Below are 19,899 nucleotides of genomic sequence, written 5' to 3' on the forward strand. Positions count from 1 at the left end.
GGATGAACGCCCGCTCGGCCGTCGTCTACTCGGTGCTGCGGCTCCTCGCCTTCCTGATCCCCTTCGGCATCATGATGCTCTTCCCGATCATGCGCGAGTTCTACTGGCTCGCGGCGATCTTCGCCGCCCTCATCGGCTTGAGCCTGTCGATGATCTTCCTGCGCCGGCCGCTCGACGACGTCGCGACCGGCCTCGCCGAACGGCGCACGCGCCGCCGCTCGGGCGCGCAGGCCGACGCTGAGGCCGAAGACGCCGCATCCTGACGGCGGCTCGCTGCCATCTCAGCCGACGAAGGCCCAGAACAGGAACGCACCGTAAGCGACCGACGTCAACGACGTCAGCGCCAGCGCGACGACCAGCTCACGCGGCTGGCGATACGTCCACACGATGAGGATCGCCGACAGAGCGGGCAGCAGCGCGAACAGGCTCAGCCATGCGATCGGGTAGACCAGCGCGAGCAGAACGGCGATCGCGAACGGCGCCAGAACGAACAGCGTGAAGACGATGCGGGTGGCCGTTCGGCCGATGAGCACCGTGAGCGTGCGCTTGCCCGCGATCCGGTCCTGGTCGATGTCGCGGAGGTTGTTCGCCAGGAGCACGGCGCAGGCGAGCAGCCCCGCACCCACCGCACCGAACCAGCTCTCCTGGGGAACGGATCCGGCCTGGACGAAGGTCGTGCCGACGGTCGCGACGAGCCCGAAGAAGACGAAGACGAACAGCTCGCCGAGACCCGCATAGCCGTACGGGCGCTTGCCTCCCGTGTAGAACCAGGCGGCGACGACGCAGGCCGCTCCGATCAGCAGCATCCACCAGTGACCGGTGCGCACGACGATCGCGATACCGGCGACGGCCGCGAGCCCGAAGAACCCGAGGGCGACGGCGAGCACCGTGCGAGGCTTCGCGAGCTTGCCCCCGGTCAGCCGGGCGGGGCCGACGCGCACATCGTCGGTGCCGCGGATGCCGTCACTGTAGTCATTGGCGTAGTTGACGCCGATCTGCAGCGCGACGGCGACCACGAGGCAGCACAGCGCGATGACCCAGTGCAGCTGTCGATCGACGAGCATCGCTGCGCCCGTGCCGATGAGAACCGGGGTGATCGCGAGCGGCAGCGTGCGCAGACGCGCGGCGCCGATCCAGTCGCGCGCCGTGGCCGTCCGAGGCGGCGGTGCCGACACGAGGCCGCGCTTGGCGGGGTTGCCGCCGCGCGGTGCAGGACGGGACGACTTCGGGGAGCGAGACGAACGAGCCACGAGGGATCATCCTAGATCGCGAGCATGCGACGCACCGCCGCACGGTCGGGTTTGCCGCTCGCGAGCACCGGGATCCGATCGACCGTGACGACCCGTGCGGGGCGCGCCGGTTTGCCGAGCCGATCACCGACGGCATCCCGGAGCTCGCCGAGCAGCCCCGGCACGTCGGAACCGACGTCGGCGAGCGCCGCGCTCGGCACGACGACGGCCGAGGCCTGGCCCCATCGCTCATCGGGGATCGCGACGACGACGGCCGACGCGAGTCCGGCATGTTCCCGGACGACGGCCTCGACGCGGTCGAGCGAGACGTTGACTCCGCCGGAGATGATGACGTTGTCGATACGACCGGTCACCCGCAGCACGGCACCGTCGAACTCCCCCGCGTCGCCGGTGCGGTACCAGCGCACACCGTCGTCGACGAGGAAGGATGCCGCCGTTCGGTCCGGCTCGCCGAGGTACCCGTCGGCGAGCATCGGGCCCGACAGCTGCACCTCGCCCGCGACGATCCGCACCCCCACTCCATCGAGCGGGACACCGTCGTAGACGCATCCGCCGCTCGTCTCCGTCGAGCCGTAGGTGCGCACGATGCGCGCGCCCCTCTCCAAGGCGCGCTGGTGCTGCGCCGCCGGAAGCGCCTGCCCGCCCACGAGGATCGCCTCGTACGCCCGCAGAGCATCGGCGACGGCGGCATCGGTCTCAGCCGCGTCGAGCAGGTCGGACAGCTGCGCCGGCACCAGCGAGGTGAACATGCCCGCACGCTCCCCGCCGATGCTCGAGTGCATCGACGCGGTGACCGCGGCGAACGCGGCGGGCGAGAACGACCCCGCGAGGACGGCCGGCTCATGACCCGAGAGCAGGCTGCGGACCATCACCTGCAGCCCCGCCACGTACCCGGGCGACAGGGCGAGGAGCCAGCGCCCCTCTCCGATCCGCGCCGCGGTCGACACGGCGCTGGCGATCAGCGCCGACCGACTCAGGACCACGCTCTTGGGCACGCCCGTCGATCCCGACGTCGTGACGACCGCAACGGTTCCGGGTGGGGCCTGCGCCGGCACGGTGTGGCCGGCGGGCGCGCCGAGGGCGAGCGCCGGCCCCGCACCGTCGAGGGTCTGCCGCAGGGCCCGGAGCACCGCGCGGGGCTCGGATGCGACCGGAACGAGGTCGACCGCCATGTCAGAGGCGATCCATCTCAGAAGTGGTACGGGTAGGGCGACCAGTCGGGGTCGCGCTTCTGCAGGAAGGCATCGCGTCCCTCGACGGCCTCGTCGGTGCCGTAGGCGAGGCGCGTCGCCTCGCCCGCGAAGACCTGCTGACCGACCATCCCGTCGTCGATCGCGTTGAACGCGAACTTCAGCATGCGGATCGCGGTGGGCGACTTGCCGAGGATCGTGCGGGCCATCGCGATCGCCTCGCGCTCGAGCTCGGCGTGCGGGACGACGCGGTTCACCGCGCCCATCTCGTACGCGCGCTGGGCGGAGTACTCCTCGGCGAGGAAGAAGACCTCGCGGGCGATCTTCTGACCGACCTGGCGCGCCATGTACGCCGAGCCGTAGCCGGCGTCGAACGACCCGACATCCGCGTCGGTCTGCTTGAACCGGCCGTGCTCGGCCGAGGCGATGGAGAGGTCGCACACGATGTGGAGCGAGTGCCCGCCGCCGGCGGCCCACCCCGGGATGACCGCGATGACGACCTTCGGCATGAACCGGATGAGGCGCTGCACCTCGAGGATGTGCAGCCGGCCCGCGCGGGCGGGGTCGGCCACGGCGCTCTCGTCGTCGCTGTACTTGTAGCCGTCGCGGCCACGGATGCGCTGGTCGCCTCCCGAGCAGAACGCCCAGCCGCCGTCTTTCGCGCTCGGACCGTTGCCCGTCAGCAGCACGACGCCGATGCGGGGGTCCTGACGGGCGATGTCGAGCGCGCGGTACAGCTCGTCGACCGTGTGCGGGCGGAAGGCGTTGCGCACCTCGGGGCGGTCGAAGGCGATGCGCGCGATGCGCCCGTCGTTCGAGACGTGAGCCGTGATGTCTGTGTACGCGTCGGCCCCGGGGGCGAGCGACCATTCCGCGGGATCGAACAGTTCCGAGACCATGCCGCCAGCCTATGCCGCGGTGGGAGGATGAACGCGTGGACCCCGACTTCCCCCGCCCCTCCCTGGCCGAGCTGCTCGACCGGTCGCACGTCGTGGCACTGCCGCTGACGACGCGTTTCCGCGGGGTCGACGTGCGAGAGGCACTGCTGCTCGAGGGGCCCGAGGGCTGGACCGAGTTCTCTCCGTTCACCGAGTACGACGACGGCGAGGCCGCGACCTGGCTGGCCGCCGCGCTCGAGTTCGGCTGGACCGCGACGCCTGCGCCGGTCCGCGAGCGCGTCGCGGTCAACGCCACGGTTCCGGCCGTCGCGGCCGAGCGCGTCGCCGAGGTGCTCTCGCGGTACGACGGATGCCGCACCGTCAAGGTCAAGGTCGCGGAGCGCGGCCAGGTGCTCGCCGACGACGTGGCTCGCGTGCGGGCCGTCCGCGAGGCGCTCGGCCCCGAGGGGCGCGTGCGGATCGACGCGAACGGCGCGTGGAACCTCGACGAGGCCGAGCACGCGCTCCACGCCCTGGCGGAGTTCGATCTGGAGTACGTCGAGCAGCCGTGCGCGAGCGTGGCGGAACTCGCCGAGCTGCGCCGCCGCGTGCGCTACATGGGGATCCCGGTCGCCGCCGACGAGAGCGTCCGCAAGGCCGACGACCCGCTCGCCGTGGCACGGGCCGGCGCCGCCGATCTGCTCGTCATCAAGGCGCAGCCGCTCGGCGGCGTCCGGCGCGCGCTCGCCCTGGTGGCAGAGGCAGGTCTACCCGCGGTGGTCTCGAGCGCCCTCGACACGAGCGTCGGCCTGTCGATGGGCGTCGCCCTCGCGGCGGCCCTGCCCGATCTCGAATTCGACTGCGGCCTGGGGACGGCCTCGCTGTTCGCCGCCGACGTCGCGACTCCCGCCCTCCGTCCCATCTCGGGCGAGCTCCCGACCGGACGGGTCTCGGTCGACCGGGATGCCGTCGCCGAGCTCGCCCCGTCCGCGGAGCGGCAGCGGTGGTGGCGTGAGCGTCTCGAGCGCTGCCACGCGGTGCTCGCGCGACAGCACTGACCGCAGATCGCGCAGACCTCAGGCGTCGAGGAGCGCGGTCGCGAGCTGCCCGATGCGTTCGTGCAGCAGCCGCGTCGTCTCCGCTTCGCCGAGCCCTTCGACCGCCGCCCGCTCGCACGTCGCATCGGAGAGATCGACCATGAGCTGCGCGACCTCCGTGATCGGCAGCCGGAAGCGCAGCTCGTAGACCTTTCGGATGTCGTCGACGATCACCCGCACTCGCTCGACGATGCCGTCCTGCAGGCGAAGGTAGGCCTCGGCCATCCGTTCGTCGCGCAACGCCTGCGTGCGCAGCTCCGACACCAGCCGGGGCTCCATGCCCCCGAGCGAGACGTCGACGATCTGCGGAACGAGCAAGGACGGATCGGGCGCCGCGGTGCGATCGAGGGTGCGGACGCGGTCGGCGACCAGGTCGAGCTTCTCGCTCGAGGACCGCTCGACCAGGGCGAGGAAGAGCTCTCCCTTGGAGTCGAAGTTCGAGTAGAAGGCGCCGCGGGAGAACCCGGCACGGTCGCAGACGGCCTCGACGGATGCCGCGTCGAGACCGACCTCGGCGAAGACCTCGGCGGCGGCATCGAGCAGCCGGGCGCGCGTGTTCTCGCGACTGCGGGTGGCTGTGCGTGCCTCGGCGTCCATGGTGCTCCTCGTGTTCACACCGATCGTCCAGCCTGACCGATGCGTGATGAACCTAGGATACATTGGTGTATCGGATACAGCGCTGTATCGAACACCATGACGATCGATCAGACCTGGAGCGCCCGTGTCCACACTCCTGTTCACCCTCGGACGCTGGTCGTTCCGTCACCCCTGGCGCGTGCTCACCGCATGGCTGCTGATCCTCGTCATCGCCGGCGGCGGTGCGGCACTGCTGAACAAGGGCACCGACAACTCCTTCTCGATCCCCGGAACCGAAGCGCAGGAGGGGCTGGAGCTGCTGAACCGCACCTTCCCCCAGGCGAGCGGCACGAGCGCGCAGCTGGTCGTCGTCGCCCCCGACGGCGAGAGCGTGCGCGATGAGCCCTTCTCCGGAGAGATCGCCGACACCGTGACGGCGTTCGGAGACCTCGGCGACGACGTCCTGGCCGTGACCGATCCGTTCGACCAGACCGTTTCCGGCCTGGTCTCGGAGGACGATCGGGCCGCGATCGTCCGCGTGCAGTTCGACGGCGAGGCGACCTCGGTCAGCACCGAGACGAAGGACGCGCTCACCTCGGTGGCCGACCGGATGCGATCGGACCTCCCCGACGGCACGCAGATCGCCCTCGGCGGTGACCTGTTCTCGACCTCGATCCCGGCGTTGTCGATCGTCGAGGTCATCGGCGTGCTCGTCGCACTGTTCGTTCTCATCGTCACGTTCCGCTCGTTCGCGGTGTCGTGGTTCCCCCTGATCAGCGCCCTGATCGGCGTGGCTCTGGCGACGTCGATGATCTTCGTCGCCACCCAGTTCGCGTCGGTGTCGTCGACGACCCCGCTGCTGTCGGTCATGCTCGGCCTCGCCGTCGGCATCGACTACTCGCTGTTCATCGCCGCCCGCCACCAGGACCAGGTGCGGGCAGGCATGGACCCCGAGGAATCCGCCGCCCGTTCGACCGGAACCGCGGGATCATCCGTCGCGTTCGCCGGCATCACGGTGCTCATCGCGCTGATCGGCCTGAGCTTCGCCGGCATCCCGTTCCTCACGACGATGGGCATCGCCGCTGCCGTCGCCGTCGCGATCGCGGTCGTCGTGGCCGTCACCCTCACCCCCGCCCTGCTCGGATTCGCCGGGGCGCGTGTCGCCGGCTGGCCCCGCCGGACGAAGCGATCGCGGAAGCGGCCGGCCGCACCTCGCCGGTCGTTCTCGGAGCGCTGGGTGCGCGGCGTCACGCGGCATCCCCTCGTCACGACGATCGCGGTCGTCGTGGGGCTCGGCGTCGTCGCGATCCCGTCGGCGAGCCTGACCCTCGCCCTCCCGAACGCGGGCGTGCAGCCGCCATCGAGCGAGGCCCGGCAGGCGTACGACCTCACCGCCGAGCACTTCGGCCCCGGCGCGAACGGCCCGCTCATCATGACGGGCACCATCGTGACCTCGAACGACCCGTTGACCCTGATGCAGGACATCGGCGACGACATCGCGACCATCCCGGGCGTGAAAGAGGTGGCCCTCGCGACCCCCAACGAGACCGCCGACACGGGGCTCGTGCAGATCGTGCCCGAGACCGCACCCGACTCCCCCGAGACCGCCGACCTCGTGCGCGAGCTGCGCGCACAGCACGACCGATTGCTCGACGAGTACGGCGTCGACCTCAAGGTCACCGGGTTCACCGCGGTCGGCATCGACATCTCCGACCGGCTCGGCGAGGCGCTCCTGCCCTTCGGCGTGTTCGTCGTCGGGCTCTCCCTCATCCTGCTGACGATCGTGTTCCGGTCGATCTGGGTGCCGATCAAGGCTGCGCTGGGCTACCTGCTCTCGGTGCTCGCCGCCTTCGGCGTCGTCGCCGCCGTCTTCGAGTGGGGCTGGTTCGCCGACCTGCTCCACGTCACCCGCGAGGGGCCCGTGATCAGCTTCATGCCGATCATCCTCATGGGCGTCCTGTTCGGCCTCGCCATGGACTACGAGGTCTTCCTCGTCTCGCGGATGCGCGAGGACTACGTCCATGCCCGCCGAGACCGGGGTGGCCGCGCGGATCGCCTCACCGCCGTCGGGGCCGTCCGCTCCGGTTTCACCTCATCGGCGCGCGTCGTCACGGCCGCGGCGGTCATCATGTTCGCCGTCTTCGCCGCGTTCGTCCCCGAGGGCGACTCGTCGATCAAGCCGATCGCACTGGGGCTCGCCGTCGGCATCGCCGTCGACGCGTTCCTCATCCGCATGACACTCGTACCGGCCGTCATGGCGCTGCTCGGCGAGAAGGCCTGGTGGATGCCGCGCTGGCTCGACCGCATCCTCCCCCACTTCGACATCGAGGGCGAGGCCGTCGAACGCGAGCTGTCGCTGCGCGACTGGCCGGAGCGCAACACCTCCGCCGCCCTGGTCGGCGAGGATGTCGCCGTCCACGCCGACGACGACGGCCGCGCAGCGGTCTTCTCCGACGCGACCTTCCGCGTCGAGCCGGGCGAGTCGCTCGTCGTCTCCCACCCCGATCCCCGTGTCGGCCGCACCTTCGCCCTCGCCGTCTCCGGGCGTCTGCGCGTCGACGGCGGGCTGCTCCGCGTCGGCGGGCACCTGCTGCCCGAGCGGGCGCCGTGGGTCCGCTCGCACGTCGGCCTCGCGCTGCTCGACGACACGACCGACCCCGTGGCCGAGCTGCGTCGCGCTACCGCCGGCGGCACGGCGATCGTCGTCGTCGACGGACTCGACGCCCTGACCGGCGCCGACCGCGACCAGGCCGCGGCGGTACTCCGCGACGCGGCATCCGACCTCGACGACCGTCACGCAGGCGCCGGCGCCCTCACCGTCGTCGCCGTCGTGCGGCGCGAGCTCGGCGTGCTCGACATCCTCGCCGAAGCGCACCGCCCCGCTCCCCACACCCTCCCCCTGCACGACGGTGCACCCGCGGCATCCGCGTCCGAACCGTCGCACCCGAACACCGAGGTGATCTCGTCATGACTCTGCCCATCGAGCGCGCCCGCTCGCGCAAGCCCGTCACCTGGCTCACGATCGTGGGCGTCATCCTGCTGCCCGTCCTCATCGGCGGCGTGCTGGTGGCAGCGCTCTACAACCCCGTCGAACGGCTCGGCAACATGCGGGCGGCCATCGTCAACGACGATCAGGCCGTCGAGATCAACGGTCAGCTCGCACCCCTCGGCCGGCAGTTGACCGCGGGTCTCGTCGCCGGGTCGGATGAGGTCCCGAGCAACCTCGACTGGGTCATCTCGAACGACGAGGACGCCCGGGCCGGGCTCGCCGACGGCACCTACGACGCTGTCGTGACGATCCCGAGCGGCTTCTCGGCGGCGGCCACCTCGACCGCCCCGGGCGGCACGCCGGAGAAGGCGACCATCCGGGTCGACACCGCCCCCGACAGCCTCGTCGTCGACGACGCCATCACGGCCCAGATCACGCAGGCGGCGACGTCGCTGATGGGCTCGCAGCTCTCGACGGTCTACCTCGAGAACGTGTTCCTCGGCTTCACAACGCTGGGGGATCAGCTCGGCGACGCCGCCTCGGGCGCGCGTCAGCTCGCCGACGGCGGACGGCAGGCGGCCGACGGCGCGACGCAGCTCGCCGACGGCGCGGGCCAGTTGGCGAGCGGCGCGGGAACCCTCGCGGACGGGGTCGGCCAGCTCGCGACCGGTGCCTCGCAGCTCTCCGACGGCGCCGCGGCGACCCAGACGGGCCTGACCACCTGGGCGCAGGGGGCACGCACCCTTGCGGGCGGGACCAACGAGTTCGCGACCCAGCTGTCGCAGTCGCTGAACGGGCTGAGCGTTCCCCAGATCCCCGCCGAGGCGGTCGCCGGGGCGCAGTACCTCGCCGAGAACTCCGACCGCATCGCCGGCGGGGTCACGCAGGCGGCCGACGAGCTCGCCGCGGTCTCGGCCAGCTGCGAGGCGAACGGCGGATCCGCGCAGGTCTGCGATGCCCTGCGCGCCGTCTCCGAGCGGACGCAGAGCGCACTCCCCGAGGTCACCGGCGTGATCGGCCAGTCCGGCCAGATCGCCGGACAGGTCTCGGGACTCGCCGCCTCGGCGCCCGAGCTGATCGCCGGCCTGCAGCAGGCCGCGGGCGCGGCGACACAGCTCGCGAACGGCATGACCGAGCTCGCCGACGGCGCCGACGCTCTCGCGGCGGGAGGCGGCCAGCTGGCCTCCGGCGCCTCAGCGCTCGCGACGGGCGCCTCCTCCGCCGCCGATGGCGCCGCGCAGCTCTCGTCCGGCGCCGGCGAGCTGGCCGGCGGTGCGACCGACCTCGCCACCGGTGTCGGCACGGTCGCCGACGGCACGGGCACCCTTGCCGACGGCCTCGACACCGCGACGGCCGCGCTGCCGTCGTACACCGACCAGCAGGCGACCGACCTCGCGAGCGTCGTCGCGGCGCCGGTCGAGGCCGAGGGCCTGGGTGCCGAGCTGTTCGGAGCCTCGGCCATTCCGCTCCTCACGGGCCTGGCGCTGTGGCTCGGCGCGATCGGATCGTTCGTCGCGCTGCAGGCCGTACCCCGCGGCGCGCTGACCTCGCGGCGCCCCTCGTTCGTGTTGACGCTCCGCGCCTTCGCGCCCGCCGCCGTGGTGGGGCTCGTGCAGGGCGTGCTGGTCGCCGTCGTCGTGCAGCTCGCCGCTTCGTACGATCCGTGGACGTGGGCCGCGTTCGCTGGGCTCTCTGCCCTCGCTGGTGTCGCCTTCGCCGCGGTGAACCAGGCTCTCGTGGCGCTGCTCGGCGGAGCGGGCCGATGGGTCGCGGCCGGTGTCGCCGTACTCGCGGTTGCCACGGGAGTCGTCTCGACCGTGCCGGGCGTGCTCTCGCAGATCGCGGGGCTGCTGCCGACGGCATCCGCCTACCAGGGCCTCCTCGCGGTGCTCACCTCGACCGGAGGCGCCGGCGCCGCGATCGCGGGACTGCTCGTGTGGACGGCGATCTCGCTCGTGGTCACGGTGATCGTCACCGCCCGCGCGCGCACGACGTCGGTGCGCGCCGTGCTCAGCCCCGCCACCGCCTGACACCGCGCCCCGCCCCGCCCCGCCCCGCGCGGGGCGGGGCGGGGGGATTCAGTTGGCAGTCCACGCCCCTTCGCGCCGCAGCAATGGGCGCGCGCCGCCAACCGAAGCGGGGCCACGGACCACAAAGCTTCAGTTGGCAGTTCACGCCCCTTCACGCCGCAGGAATGGGCGCGCGCTGCCAACCGAAGCGGGGCCACGGACCACAAAGCTTCAGTTGGCAGTCCACGCCCCTTCGCGCCACAGGGATGGGCGCGTGCTGCCAGGCGAGGCCGGGCCCGCGGCCCGGTGAGCTTCGGGCGGCGGGCCTCACCCCACAGGAATGGCCGATCCGCCAGTCGAGGGCGGCCACCACACCAGCGCAAGGTTCAGGCGGCAGTTCGCGCCCCTTCAGGACGCACGAGTGGGCGGATCCTGCCAACCGAAGCGAGGTCCCGCACCACCGGCATGGCACAGGTGGCAGTTCACGCCCCGTCCCGCGACAGGTACGGGCAGAACCCGCCAACCGGAGGCGCAGGCCGGGCGGCGGCCCCGAGGCTCAGCTCAGGCCGCTGTAGGCGTGCAGCCCCTTGAAGAACTGGTTGACGATGATGAAGTTGAACAGCACCGCCGAGAAGCCGACGATCGACAGCCAAGCACTGCGGTTGCCGCGCCAGCCGCGCGTTGCGCGCGCGTGGATGTAGCCCGCATAGAGCACCCAGATGACGAAGGTCCACACTTCCTTCGTGTCGAAGCCCCAGTACCGGCCCCACGCATCGTTGGCCCAGATCGAACCGGCGATGAGGGTGAAGGTCCAGAAGATGAAGCCGATGATCGCGAACCGGTAGGCGAGCGACTCGAGAGCGTCTGCGCTCGGCAGCGTCCGCAGGAAGCGCGCGCCGTCGCGCCGAGGAGCGGATGCCGCATCCCCGGCGTCTGCGTCTGCGCCTGCGCGGGCCAGGGCGCGTGCCTCGCGTCGCGCCTGCATGAGCTGCACGATCGACAGGGCGAACGCCAGCGCGAAGAAGGCCGACGCGAGCGAGGCGACGAAGACGTGGATGACGAGCCAGATCGACTTCAGCGGGTCCGCGAGCGGCACCACCGCGACGTAGAAGTTGAGGACCGATCCGCCCAGCAGCACGACCGCGAGACCGGTGATGAAGGTGCCGAGGAACCGGAGGTCGTACCGGAAGAGCACGACGAGGTAGACCATCACCACGAGGAGCAGCCCGGTGAGGGCGAACTCGTACATGTTCGACCACGGCACCCGCTCGGCCGCGATGCCGCGGAGCACGGTGGCGCCGAGGTGGAAGAGGAACGCGATCCACGTCAGGGTCGTGCCCATGCGCGCCCACAGCAGGCGCGGCCGGTCGGCGGGGCGGGCATTGAGCGCGAGCTCGGCCTGTGCCTCCGCGGCGCGGATCTCGCCGATCGTCTGCGAGCCGCCGGCACCGACCAGGACCGGAGCGGCGGCGGCCGCCGGGACGGAGTCCTTGGTCTTCAGCGCGAGGTCGGAACGACGAGCCAGATCGACCGCGTAGGCGATGAAGGCCAGCGCGTAGACAGCCACAGCTGTCCAGACGAGCAGGACCGAGACGGCATCCAACGACAGGTCTTCGGGCATGATCCTCAGTTTACGTCGGGCGCTTGCGCGCGGGCGGGGCGGGGACGGCGGGGACGCTCCGCCTCGGGCGGGACCTCGACCTCGTCGCGCCCGAGGGCGGCGAGGTGGCCGCGGGAGACGTCGGCGACCGCCTGCGCGATCGCGGGGTCCTCGCCGCGGGCGAGACCGGCGTACTCGAGGCGGATCGCGCCGTCGACCGGGGTCGCTTTGACCCACAGGCGCCGGCGCGGCACGAAGAGACCCGCGAGCAGACCGAGGGTCGCAAGAATCGCGAAGACGAGCACGAACGGCGCCCCCACGTCGCGGTGGATCGACAGCGAGACGTAGCGCTTGACCGCTGCCTCGGCGCCCGACGCGCGCTGGTCCTCGAAGGTCACGGTGCCGCGACCGCCGGGAAGGTCGACGGTCTGACCGGGTTCGAGCTCGAGCGACGCGACACCCGAGTCGCCGCCGGCGATCTGCTCCATGCCGGTCGGGTCGAGCGTGTACACCGAGCGGGGCGTGCCGTCGTCGATGCCGAGGTCGCCCTCGTAGACGCGGAAGGTCACGAGCGGGTTGGTGAGGTCGCCGTAGGCGGAGGCGATGGCGCCCGTCTCGAGCGTCGCAGCGGTCGGGTAGAAGAAGCCGGCGAACCCCAGCTGCTTCGGCATCCCGTCGGCGATCTTGACGACCCCGATCGAGGTCATGTTGTTGTCCTGCGGCAGGAACGGCACGTCCTCGCTGAACACGACCTCGCCTGCGGCGTCGCGGACGGTGATCGTCGGGGCGTAGCCGTTGCCCATCAGGTATACGCGGTCACCCTCGATCCCGTAGGGGTGATTGACCCGCACGTCGCCGTCGCGCGGCTCCTGCCCGGGCTCGGTCACCGTGAGGTGGGCGAGGAAGTCACCGGCCATCCCGTGCCCCGGTCCCCCGGTGAACGGGCCGTACGTCACGTCGAACTTGTCGAGGGTCAGCGAGTACGGGGGCATCTGGTCGGTGTCGACGAAGCGGCCCGGGTTGAACGAGGTGTAGCCGAGGCCGAGCGAGTTGACGAACGTGTCGCCCTCGACGATGACGGTCTGGCCCGTGTACGTCAGCCCACCGCCGATGCCCACCGAGATCAGCACGCCCACGAGCGCCCCGTGGAAGACGAGGTTGCCCGTCTCGCGCAGGTAGCCGCGCTCGGCGGAGACGGATGCCACGGGGCCCGAGTCGTAGCGCTCGACGCGGTAGCCCGACGTGCGCAGCTGTCGCTCAGCCTCGTCGACGGCCGCCGACGCCGCGGCCGCGGCATCCTCGTCCTCTCGCAGAGCGACGCCGACCGTGCGGTGATCGGCCAGCCGGGACAGGCGCACGGGGGTGCGGGGCGGGCGCGACTTCAGTGCCTGCCAGTGGTGCTTGGTGCGGGGGATGACGCATCCGACGAGCGAGACGAACAGCAGGATGTAGATCGCCGAGAACCACACCGAGGTGTAGACGTCGAACAGCTGCAGCGCATCGAGGATCGGATACAGGTCGGGGTTGTCGGTGCGCCACTGCGTCACGCCGTTGGGGTCGGCGCTGCGCTGGGGCACGATCGATCCCGGAATGGCGGCGATCGCGAGCAGGAGCAGCAGCACGAGCGCCGTGCGCATGCTCGTCAGCTGCCGCCAGCCCCACCGCAGCCACCCGACGATCCCGAGCTGGGGCTGCGTGATCGTGCGATCGCCATCCACGCCGCTGTCTTGGGGGGCGTCGGAGTGGTCTCCCGGTCGCAGCGGCGCCGAGGGATCGGCCTGGTCAGAGGAAGGTCGGGACACCGGCCACCACTCCTTGGAAGACGGACATGATCGTGGTCCAGACGCCGGTGACCATCAGCAGGCCGAGGACGACCAGCAGCGCTCCCCCGGCGATGTTCACGACGCGGATGTGCCGGCGCACGAAGGCCACCGAGCGGGTGGCCCAGCTCGCGCCCAGCGCCAGCAGGACGAAGGGGATGCCGAGTCCGAGCGAGTACGCGACGGCGAGAACCCCCGCGCGGGTGGGGTCGGCCTGGCTGAGGGCGATCGAGAGGATCGCGGCGAGGGTCGGACCGATGCAGGGCGCCCAGCCGATGCCCATCGCGACACCGAGCAGGGGCGCCCCGGCGATGCCGAGGTTCTGCCGCAGCTGCGGCCGGTAGATGCGCTGCGCGAAGCCGAACATGCCGACGAACACGAGCCCCAGGACGATCACGACGGCGCCGAGGACGCGCGTGATGACCTCCTGGTACTCGAAGAAGACGCGGCCGACCGTGCCCGCGAAGACGCCCATGGCGAGGAAGACCACGGTGAATCCCGCGATGAACAGTCCGACGCCGAGCAGCAGGCGTCCGCGGCCCGGCGCGGACGTCGGAGAATCCGTCGAAACGCGGACCGATCCCTCGGCATCCTCCGAGCTTCGCGCGATTCTCCGAGTTTCGTCGCGGCCGGCGCCCCGCCCCGCGGGCTCGCGCGGGGTGACCGCGCTGCCGAGGAAGCCGAGGTAGCCGGGAACGAGGGGCAGCACGCACGGCGAGAGGAACGACACCAGGCCCGCGAGCACGGCGATCGGCACCGCGAGCCACAGGGCTCCGCCGAAGACGATCTCGCCCGGGTTCACGACGATCCCGCGCCGGCGCCCGCCTTCGCGGCGTCCTCGACGAGGGTGCGCAGGATGCCGGCATCCCGCAGCTGTCCGACGATACGGGCGGCGACCCGCCCCTCGGTGTCGAGCACGAGCGTCGTGGGCGCCGCCTGGACCGATGCGGATGCCGCGAGCGCGAGCTTCAGCTCACCGTCGCCCTGCATGAGGAGAGAGGGGTAGCTGATGCCGTAGTTCTGCTCGAAGGCTGACGCCTGCTCGGGTCCGTCGTAGATGTTGACGCCGAGAAACTCCGCGCCGACCTCCTGCGTGTCGGTGTAGACCTCTTCCAGCAGCGGCGCCTCGGCTCGGCACGGCCCGCACTGGGCGTACCAGAAGTTGAGGACGAGCGGCTTGCCGGCGTAGTCGGCGCTCGAGATCGTCGAGCCGTCGACGGCCGTTCCGGTGAACTCGATCGGGGCGCCGCGCTCGGCCTCGGGGATCTCCGTGGTCGTGCCGTCGCCCGAGATGAACCCCTTGTTGTCGCCGTCGCGGTACTGCCCCGCGAGGTCGTCGTTGGGGCTCGAGCAGGCGGCGAGCCCTGCCGCGAGCCCGAGGGCGAGGACGGCGGCCACGAGGCGGCGCTTCATCAGACGGCTCCTACATCGACGGCACCCGCGGTCGACGCGGGCTCGGCATACGCGACCTCGCGCCACGCGGCGCGCTCTCCCCCGTCGTCGAGCTCGAAGCTCGTGACGCTCGAGAGGGCGCACCGGCGCCGACGGGGGGTCATGGCGCAGCGGCTCCCCCGCGATCGCGAGGTGGGTGATCCAGATCGGCAGCTGGTGCGAGACGATCACGACGTCGCCCGAATCCGTCGCGGTCCACAGATCGCGCATCGCGGCATCCATGCGCGCGACGATCTCGAGGTAGGGCTCTCCCCAGCTCGGCGTGGCGGGCGTGCGCAGGTGCCACCAGTTCCAGGGGTTGACGAGGGCGTTGCGCATGCGACGGCCCTCGAAGACGTTGTGCGGCTCGATGACCCGCTCGTCGATGACGGGGTCGAGACCGAAGAGCTCGGTGAACGGCTCCGACGACTCGCGTGTGCGCTGCAGTGGCGACGACATCAAGGCGGTAACGGGCCGGCCGAGCGACGACACGTACTCGGCAGCGGAGCGCGCCATGCGCCGGCCGTCCTCGCTCAGTCCGAAGTGCGGCAGCCGTCCGTAGAGCACGCGCCGGGGGTTGTGGACCTCACCGTGGCGCACGAGATGGAGACGGGCTGCGGGCACGGTCTCCAGTCTACGGCGGCGGCTCCTATGCGGACCCTGAGCGCTCGGGTGCCGTGCCCGGGCCCGAGGAGCGGCCTCGCCGCAGCTCGCGCACACGGGAGACGATGAACCAGACGACGAGCACCGCGACGACGATGATCACGATCGTCTGGAAGATCTCGGCGTACTGCTCGACGATGTGCCAGTTCTCGCCGAGGAGGAAGCCCGCCATCACGAAGATGGAGTTCCAGATGAGACTGCCCGCCGTCGTGAGCAGGCCGAACTTCCACCAGTGCATCCGCGCGACGCCGGCCGGAATCGAGATGAGGCTCCGGAACAGCGGCACCATCCGGCCGAAGAACACCGCGATCGATCCGTGCTTCTCGAACCAGTGGACCGACCGGACCACGTCGTCGCCGGTCACCAGCGGCATCCGATCGGCGATCCGGCGCAGGCGATCCGCGCCCAGCCAGCGGCCGAGGAGATACAGGATGAACGCGCCGGCGACCGATCCGAAGGTGGTCCACAGGATCGCCTCCGCGAGCGTGAACGACCCCCGCGACGCCGCCAGCCCGGCCATCGGGAGCACGACCTCGCTGGGGATCGGCGGGAAGAGGTTGTCCATCCCGACGGCGATCGCAGCGCCGGCCGGCCCGATCGTGTCCATCAGCGACACGGTCCAGTCGGCGAGCGTGGTCAGCCACGACCCGCCCTCATCGGCGGTGGCAGCCGACGCGTGCGCGGAGGCGGTGCGGGTCATGACGGTCATCGGGTGCCTTCGCGCTCGGTGATCGGATGCCCGGCCGGGCCCCGCGGACAGCCTAGGGCCGCGACGTCGGAGATTGCTGGACGCGTAGACTCTCCCCTCGTGAGTGAACGCGTTCTCGTCCAGCAGCTGCAGGCCCGCCCCGACGGCCCCGTTTCGGTGTCCGGATGGGTCGAGACCGTCCGCGATCAGAAGAAGGTGCAGTTCGTCATCCTCCGCGATGAGACCGGTGCCGTGCAGCTGGTCAACCCCGCCACCCGACCGGCGGAGGACGGCAGCGAGCAGGATGCCGCGGCCCTCGCCCTCACCGACCTGATCTCGAACCTCTCGACCGGCACCTTCCTCACGGTCGCGGGCGAGCTCAAGCACGACGAGCGCGTCAAGCTCGGCGGCGTCGAGATCAAGATCGGCGCCCTCGACATCGCGGCCGCGGCCCTCCCCGAGACGCCCATCGCCGCCGACTCCGGTCTCGACAAGCGCATGGACTGGCGATTCCTCGACCTGCGCCAGCGCCGCAACAACCTGATCTTCCGCGTGCAGACGACACTCGAGCACGCCATGCGCACGTACTGGATCGAGCGCGACTACATCGAGATCCACTCCCCCAAGCTCATGGCCTCGGCATCCGAGTCGGCCGCCGAGCTGTTCGAAGTGCCCTACTTCGAGGACAAGACCGCGTATCTCGCTCAGAGCCCGCAGTTCTTCAAGCAGATGGCGCAGTCCGCGGGCTTCGGGAAGATCTTCGAGATCGGCGACGTCTTCCGCGCCGACCCGTCCTTCACCTCGCGGCACGCGACCGAGTTCACCTCGATCGACGCCGAGATCAGCTGGATCGACTCGCACGAGGACGTCGCCGCGATGCAGGAGGAGCTCCTGCAGTTCGCGTTCCAGGCCGTCAAGGACAAGCACGGCGACGAGATCGCCGAGCTGTTCGGCGTCGAGGTCCAGGTTCCCCAGACCCCGTTCCCGCGGATCCCCCTCGCCGAGGCCCGCGAGATCGTCACGGCACGCGGATACGACATCCCGCGCACCGACGGCGACCTCGACCCCGAGGGCGAGCGCCAGATCTCGGCGCACGTGCTCGAGACGTACGGACACCAGTTCGTCTTCATCACCGACTATCACCCCGAGATCCGCGCCTTCTACCACATGCGCGACGAGGAGACCGGGCTGACGAAGTCGTACGACCTGCTCTTCAACGGCGTCGAGATCACCACCGGCGCGCAGCGCGAGCACCGCGTCGACGTCCTGATCGAGCAGGCCAAGGAGAAGGGGCTCGATCCCGAGCACCTCGACTTCTACCTCGACTTCTTCCGGTACGGCGCCCCGCCGCACGGCGGATTCGGGATGGGCCTCGCACGCGTGCTGATGCTGCTGCTCGGCGAGTCGTCCATCCGCGAGGTCACCTACCTCTTCCGCGGCCCCACGCGTCTGGCCCCGTAACACACCACCCCGCACACCCGGCAAGCCTTCAGGCGCCGCCGGCCGACGCCCGTATCGTGGCTTCTCCGCTGACGAGAGGAGCAAGACGTATGTGGGACGGCTGGATGGAGTTCGGCATCGCCGTGCTGGTGGGACTCGCGGTCGCGGCGGTGATCGCGGTGGTCGCTCACGTCGCGCTGCGCATCGCCGCACGACGGCAGCGCTGGCCCGAGGTGCTCGGCCGCCGCTCGCGCACGCCGTTCCGTTCGCTGCTCGTCGCCATCGTGCTGTGGGCGGCCGTGCAGACCGCGTTCCCCGATGAGCTGTGGCGGTCGGTGCTCGGGCAGATCCTGACGATCGCCATCATCGCCGCGAGCGCCTGGCTGCTCGCATCCCTCGTGCTCGTCGTCACCGACGTCGCGCTCGGCCGCTACCGCATCGACGTGCCCGACAATCGCGTCGCCCGCCGCATCCGTACGCAGATGCTGATCGTGCGCCGCCTCGCCGTCGCGATCATCATCGTGATCGGCATCGGGGCGGTGCTGCTCACGTTCGACTCCGTGCGCGCGGTCGGGGCGAGCGTCCTGGCCTCAGCCGGTATCGCGTCGGTGGTCGCGGGCCTTGCTGCGCAGTCCGTGCTCGCGAACGTCTTCGCGGGCCTTCAGATCGTCTTCAGCGATGCTCTGCGGGTCGACGACGTCGTGGTGGCCGACGGCGAGTGGGGCCGCGTCGGCGAGATCACCCTCAGCTACGTCGTCCTCGACCTCTGGGACGACCGTCGTCTCGTCCTGCCGTGCACCTACTTCACGACGACGCCGTTCGAGAACTGGACCCGGCGCGGCTCGGAGCTGCTGGGCGCCGTCGAGATGGACCTCGACTGGAACGTCTCCCCCGCCGCGATGCGCACCCACCTGCACGACGTGCTCGAGAAGACCGACCTCTGGGATCGCCGAACCTCGGTGCTGCAGGTGACCGATGCCGTCGCCGGCTACGTGCGGGTGCGCATCCTCGTCACCGCGAAGGACGCCCCGACCCTCTTCGACCTGCGCTGCCTCGTGCGCGAGGCGATGGTCACGTGGGTGCAGCGCACGATGCCGCAGGCCGTTCCGGTGCAGCGGATCGTGATGTCGGATGCCGCGACCCCGGGCCACGGCAGCGACCACCACATCACGCACGACCCCACACCGACCAACGACGGGCTCTTCACCGGCAGCGCCGAGGCCGAGCGCCGGGCGAGCACGTTCACCAATGCGATCCCGGTGGTCGTGACGGACGACCTCGCCGAGCGCGATCGGCGCGACTGACGCGTGCTCGCGTGCGCCGCCGCGCGCGGCCGAGGCTCGGCTCAGACCTCGAAGTCGACCGAGATGCGGCTCGCGACGACGCCGCGGACGAACGCCGCGACCTCCTGGTGAGCCGGGTGCACCTGGTACTCCTCGAGACCGGCGACATCGTCGAAGTCGGCGACGAGGGCGACGTCGCCGTTCACATCGGCGTAAGCGCTGTTCGGGCCGATGCTCAGGGAGCGGATCGAGGGGACGACACCGACGAGCCCCCGGATGCGGCGTGCCACCTCGGCGGCATGCTCGGCTCGGGTCTCGGCGTCTTCGGCGGCGAGCTTCCAGGCGACGACGTGGCGGATGGTCATGCGGACTCCTCGGTCGGGGTCGGGGTTTCGTCGGTCAGCGCGGCGCGCAGCCGGTCGGCGGAAACACGCCAGTGCGCGTGGAGGCGGTCGTCGATCAACACGACGGGGATCTTCTCCCACCACTGCTCGAAGAGCGCCGGGTCGTCGAAGATCGACCTCTCGACGACCTCGACCTCCGCGTCGCCGGGCAGGTCGGCCACGACCGTGTCGACGATCTCGCGGGCGACGTCGCAGAGGTGGCAGCCGGGCTTGGAGATGAGCGTCAGCGTGGACATCGGTGGCGCGGCGCTCTCAGCGCTCGAGCTCGAAACCGCGCGACGCCCATTCGCCGGTGCCTCCGGTGACGTTCGTCGCATCGTAGCCGCGCGCCTCGAGGGCGGCGACGACCTGCGCCGATCGTCCGCCGGCCTGGCAGATGACGTCGAAGGCGCCGTCGGGCAGCTCGCCGATGCGGTCGCCGAGCTGCGACATCGGGATGCTGATCGCGCCGGGAACACGTCCCGCGGCGAACTCGTGATCCTCGCGCACGTCGATGAGGGGGATGTCGCGGCCCGCGCGGAGCTCGTCGATGGTGATGGATTTCATGCTCGTTCCTCCACGTTCAGCCTAGGCCGCGGCGC

Annotated in this window: 18 protein-coding genes and 1 pseudogene; 6 read left to right on the forward strand and 13 right to left on the reverse strand. The window is 71.0% G+C overall.

Annotated elements, in window-relative coordinates; translation table 11 throughout:
• The first annotated feature begins 2 nt into the window (after positions 1–2).
• Positions 3–263 carry a DUF4229 domain-containing protein gene (locus tag C3481_RS05690; protein ID WP_023952191.1) on the forward strand — a complete coding sequence of 87 codons (261 nt, stop codon included), beginning with the start codon at positions 3–5 and terminating at the stop codon, positions 261–263.
• An 18-nt stretch (positions 264–281) separates the two neighbouring features.
• On the opposite strand, the gene C3481_RS05695 is transcribed toward C3481_RS05690, so the two are convergent.
• The 3 genes from C3481_RS05695 to C3481_RS05705 are packed head-to-tail and all read right to left on the reverse strand — an operon-like array spanning position 282 to position 3,339.
• On the reverse strand, positions 282–1,250 hold the full coding sequence (locus C3481_RS05695; protein ID WP_103841145.1) for a 1,4-dihydroxy-2-naphthoate polyprenyltransferase: 969 nt from the start codon (positions 1,248–1,250) through the stop codon (positions 282–284).
• A gap of 11 nt (positions 1,251–1,261) precedes the next feature.
• The gene (locus C3481_RS05700; RefSeq protein WP_103841147.1) at positions 1,262–2,422 is read right to left on the reverse strand and encodes an AMP-binding protein; all 1,161 of its coding nucleotides are present in this window, start codon (positions 2,420–2,422) and stop codon (positions 1,262–1,264) included.
• Positions 2,423–2,439: 17 nt separating this feature from the next.
• On the reverse strand, positions 2,440–3,339 hold the full coding sequence (locus C3481_RS05705; protein ID WP_023952197.1) for a 1,4-dihydroxy-2-naphthoyl-CoA synthase: 900 nt from the start codon (positions 3,337–3,339) through the stop codon (positions 2,440–2,442).
• 35 nt (positions 3,340–3,374) lie between these two features.
• On the opposite strand from C3481_RS05705, the gene C3481_RS05710 reads away from it, so the two are divergent.
• Positions 3,375–4,376: an o-succinylbenzoate synthase gene (locus C3481_RS05710; RefSeq protein WP_258039023.1), complete on the forward strand. Its 1,002-nt coding sequence runs from the start codon at positions 3,375–3,377 to the stop codon at positions 4,374–4,376.
• A gap of 18 nt (positions 4,377–4,394) precedes the next feature.
• Here the strand turns inward: C3481_RS05710 and C3481_RS05715 are convergent, their stop codons facing one another.
• On the reverse strand, positions 4,395–5,012 hold the full coding sequence (locus C3481_RS05715; protein ID WP_023952201.1) for a TetR/AcrR family transcriptional regulator: 618 nt from the start codon (positions 5,010–5,012) through the stop codon (positions 4,395–4,397).
• 124 nt (positions 5,013–5,136) lie between these two features.
• Between C3481_RS05715 and C3481_RS05720 the strand changes: the two genes are divergently transcribed.
• Entirely contained in the window at positions 5,137–7,962 is a 2,826-nt protein-coding gene (locus C3481_RS05720) for an MMPL family transporter (protein ID WP_103841151.1), read from the forward strand.
• A complete protein-coding gene (locus C3481_RS05725; RefSeq protein WP_103841153.1) occupies positions 7,959–10,010 on the forward strand; it encodes a YhgE/Pip family protein in 2,052 nt (683 codons plus the stop codon). The genes C3481_RS05720 and C3481_RS05725 overlap by 4 nt, the downstream gene beginning before the upstream one ends.
• 535 nt (positions 10,011–10,545) lie before the next feature.
• On the opposite strand, the gene ccsB is transcribed toward C3481_RS05725, so the two are convergent.
• The 6 genes and pseudogenes from ccsB to C3481_RS05755 form a co-directional block, all read right to left on the reverse strand.
• Positions 10,546–11,610: a c-type cytochrome biogenesis protein CcsB gene (ccsB, locus tag C3481_RS05730; protein ID WP_103841155.1), complete on the reverse strand. Its 1,065-nt coding sequence runs from the start codon at positions 11,608–11,610 to the stop codon at positions 10,546–10,548.
• A 5-nt stretch (positions 11,611–11,615) separates the two neighbouring features.
• Positions 11,616–13,391, reverse strand: coding sequence for a cytochrome c biogenesis protein ResB (locus C3481_RS05735; protein WP_103841157.1), 1,776 nt, complete (start codon positions 13,389–13,391; stop codon positions 11,616–11,618).
• A complete protein-coding gene (locus C3481_RS05740; protein WP_103841159.1) occupies positions 13,372–14,211 on the reverse strand; it encodes a cytochrome c biogenesis CcdA family protein in 840 nt (279 codons plus the stop codon). The genes C3481_RS05735 and C3481_RS05740 overlap by 20 nt, the downstream gene beginning before the upstream one ends.
• A complete protein-coding gene (locus tag C3481_RS05745; RefSeq protein ID WP_023952210.1) occupies positions 14,208–14,822 on the reverse strand; it encodes a TlpA disulfide reductase family protein in 615 nt (204 codons plus the stop codon). The genes C3481_RS05740 and C3481_RS05745 overlap by 4 nt, the downstream gene beginning before the upstream one ends.
• Positions 14,822–15,464, reverse strand: a pseudogene (locus tag C3481_RS05750) (histidine phosphatase family protein). The gene C3481_RS05745 and the pseudogene C3481_RS05750 overlap by 1 nt, the downstream one beginning before the upstream one ends.
• Positions 15,465–15,489: 25 nt before the next feature.
• Positions 15,490–16,212: a DedA family protein gene (locus C3481_RS05755; RefSeq protein ID WP_023952214.1), complete on the reverse strand. Its 723-nt coding sequence runs from the start codon at positions 16,210–16,212 to the stop codon at positions 15,490–15,492.
• Positions 16,213–16,311: 99 nt separating this feature from the next.
• Here C3481_RS05755 and aspS point away from each other — a divergent pair, with 99 nt between their 5' ends.
• Positions 16,312–17,652 carry an aspartate--tRNA(Asn) ligase gene (aspS, locus tag C3481_RS05760; protein ID WP_103841162.1) on the forward strand — a complete coding sequence of 447 codons (1,341 nt, stop codon included), beginning with the start codon at positions 16,312–16,314 and terminating at the stop codon, positions 17,650–17,652.
• Positions 17,653–17,741: 89 nt separating this feature from the next.
• Positions 17,742–18,935 (forward strand): mechanosensitive ion channel family protein, encoded by a 1,194-nt coding sequence (locus C3481_RS05765; protein WP_023952219.1) that lies wholly within the window; start codon positions 17,742–17,744, stop codon positions 18,933–18,935.
• A gap of 41 nt (positions 18,936–18,976) precedes the next feature.
• On the opposite strand, the gene C3481_RS05770 is transcribed toward C3481_RS05765, so the two are convergent.
• The 3 genes from C3481_RS05770 to C3481_RS05780 are packed head-to-tail and all read right to left on the reverse strand — an operon-like array spanning position 18,977 to position 19,864.
• Positions 18,977–19,279: a Dabb family protein gene (locus C3481_RS05770; protein WP_023952221.1), complete on the reverse strand. Its 303-nt coding sequence runs from the start codon at positions 19,277–19,279 to the stop codon at positions 18,977–18,979.
• A complete protein-coding gene (locus C3481_RS05775; RefSeq protein WP_023952223.1) occupies positions 19,276–19,554 on the reverse strand; it encodes a glutaredoxin family protein in 279 nt (92 codons plus the stop codon). The genes C3481_RS05770 and C3481_RS05775 overlap by 4 nt, the downstream gene beginning before the upstream one ends.
• Before the next feature lie 16 nt (positions 19,555–19,570).
• Positions 19,571–19,864 carry a rhodanese-like domain-containing protein gene (locus tag C3481_RS05780; protein WP_023952225.1) on the reverse strand — a complete coding sequence of 98 codons (294 nt, stop codon included), beginning with the start codon at positions 19,862–19,864 and terminating at the stop codon, positions 19,571–19,573.
• Between the last annotated feature and the right edge of the window lie 35 nt (positions 19,865–19,899).

Source organism: Microbacterium sp. Ru50 (assembly GCF_002920555.1).
Classification (GTDB): domain Bacteria; phylum Actinomycetota; class Actinomycetes; order Actinomycetales; family Microbacteriaceae; genus Microbacterium; species Microbacterium arborescens.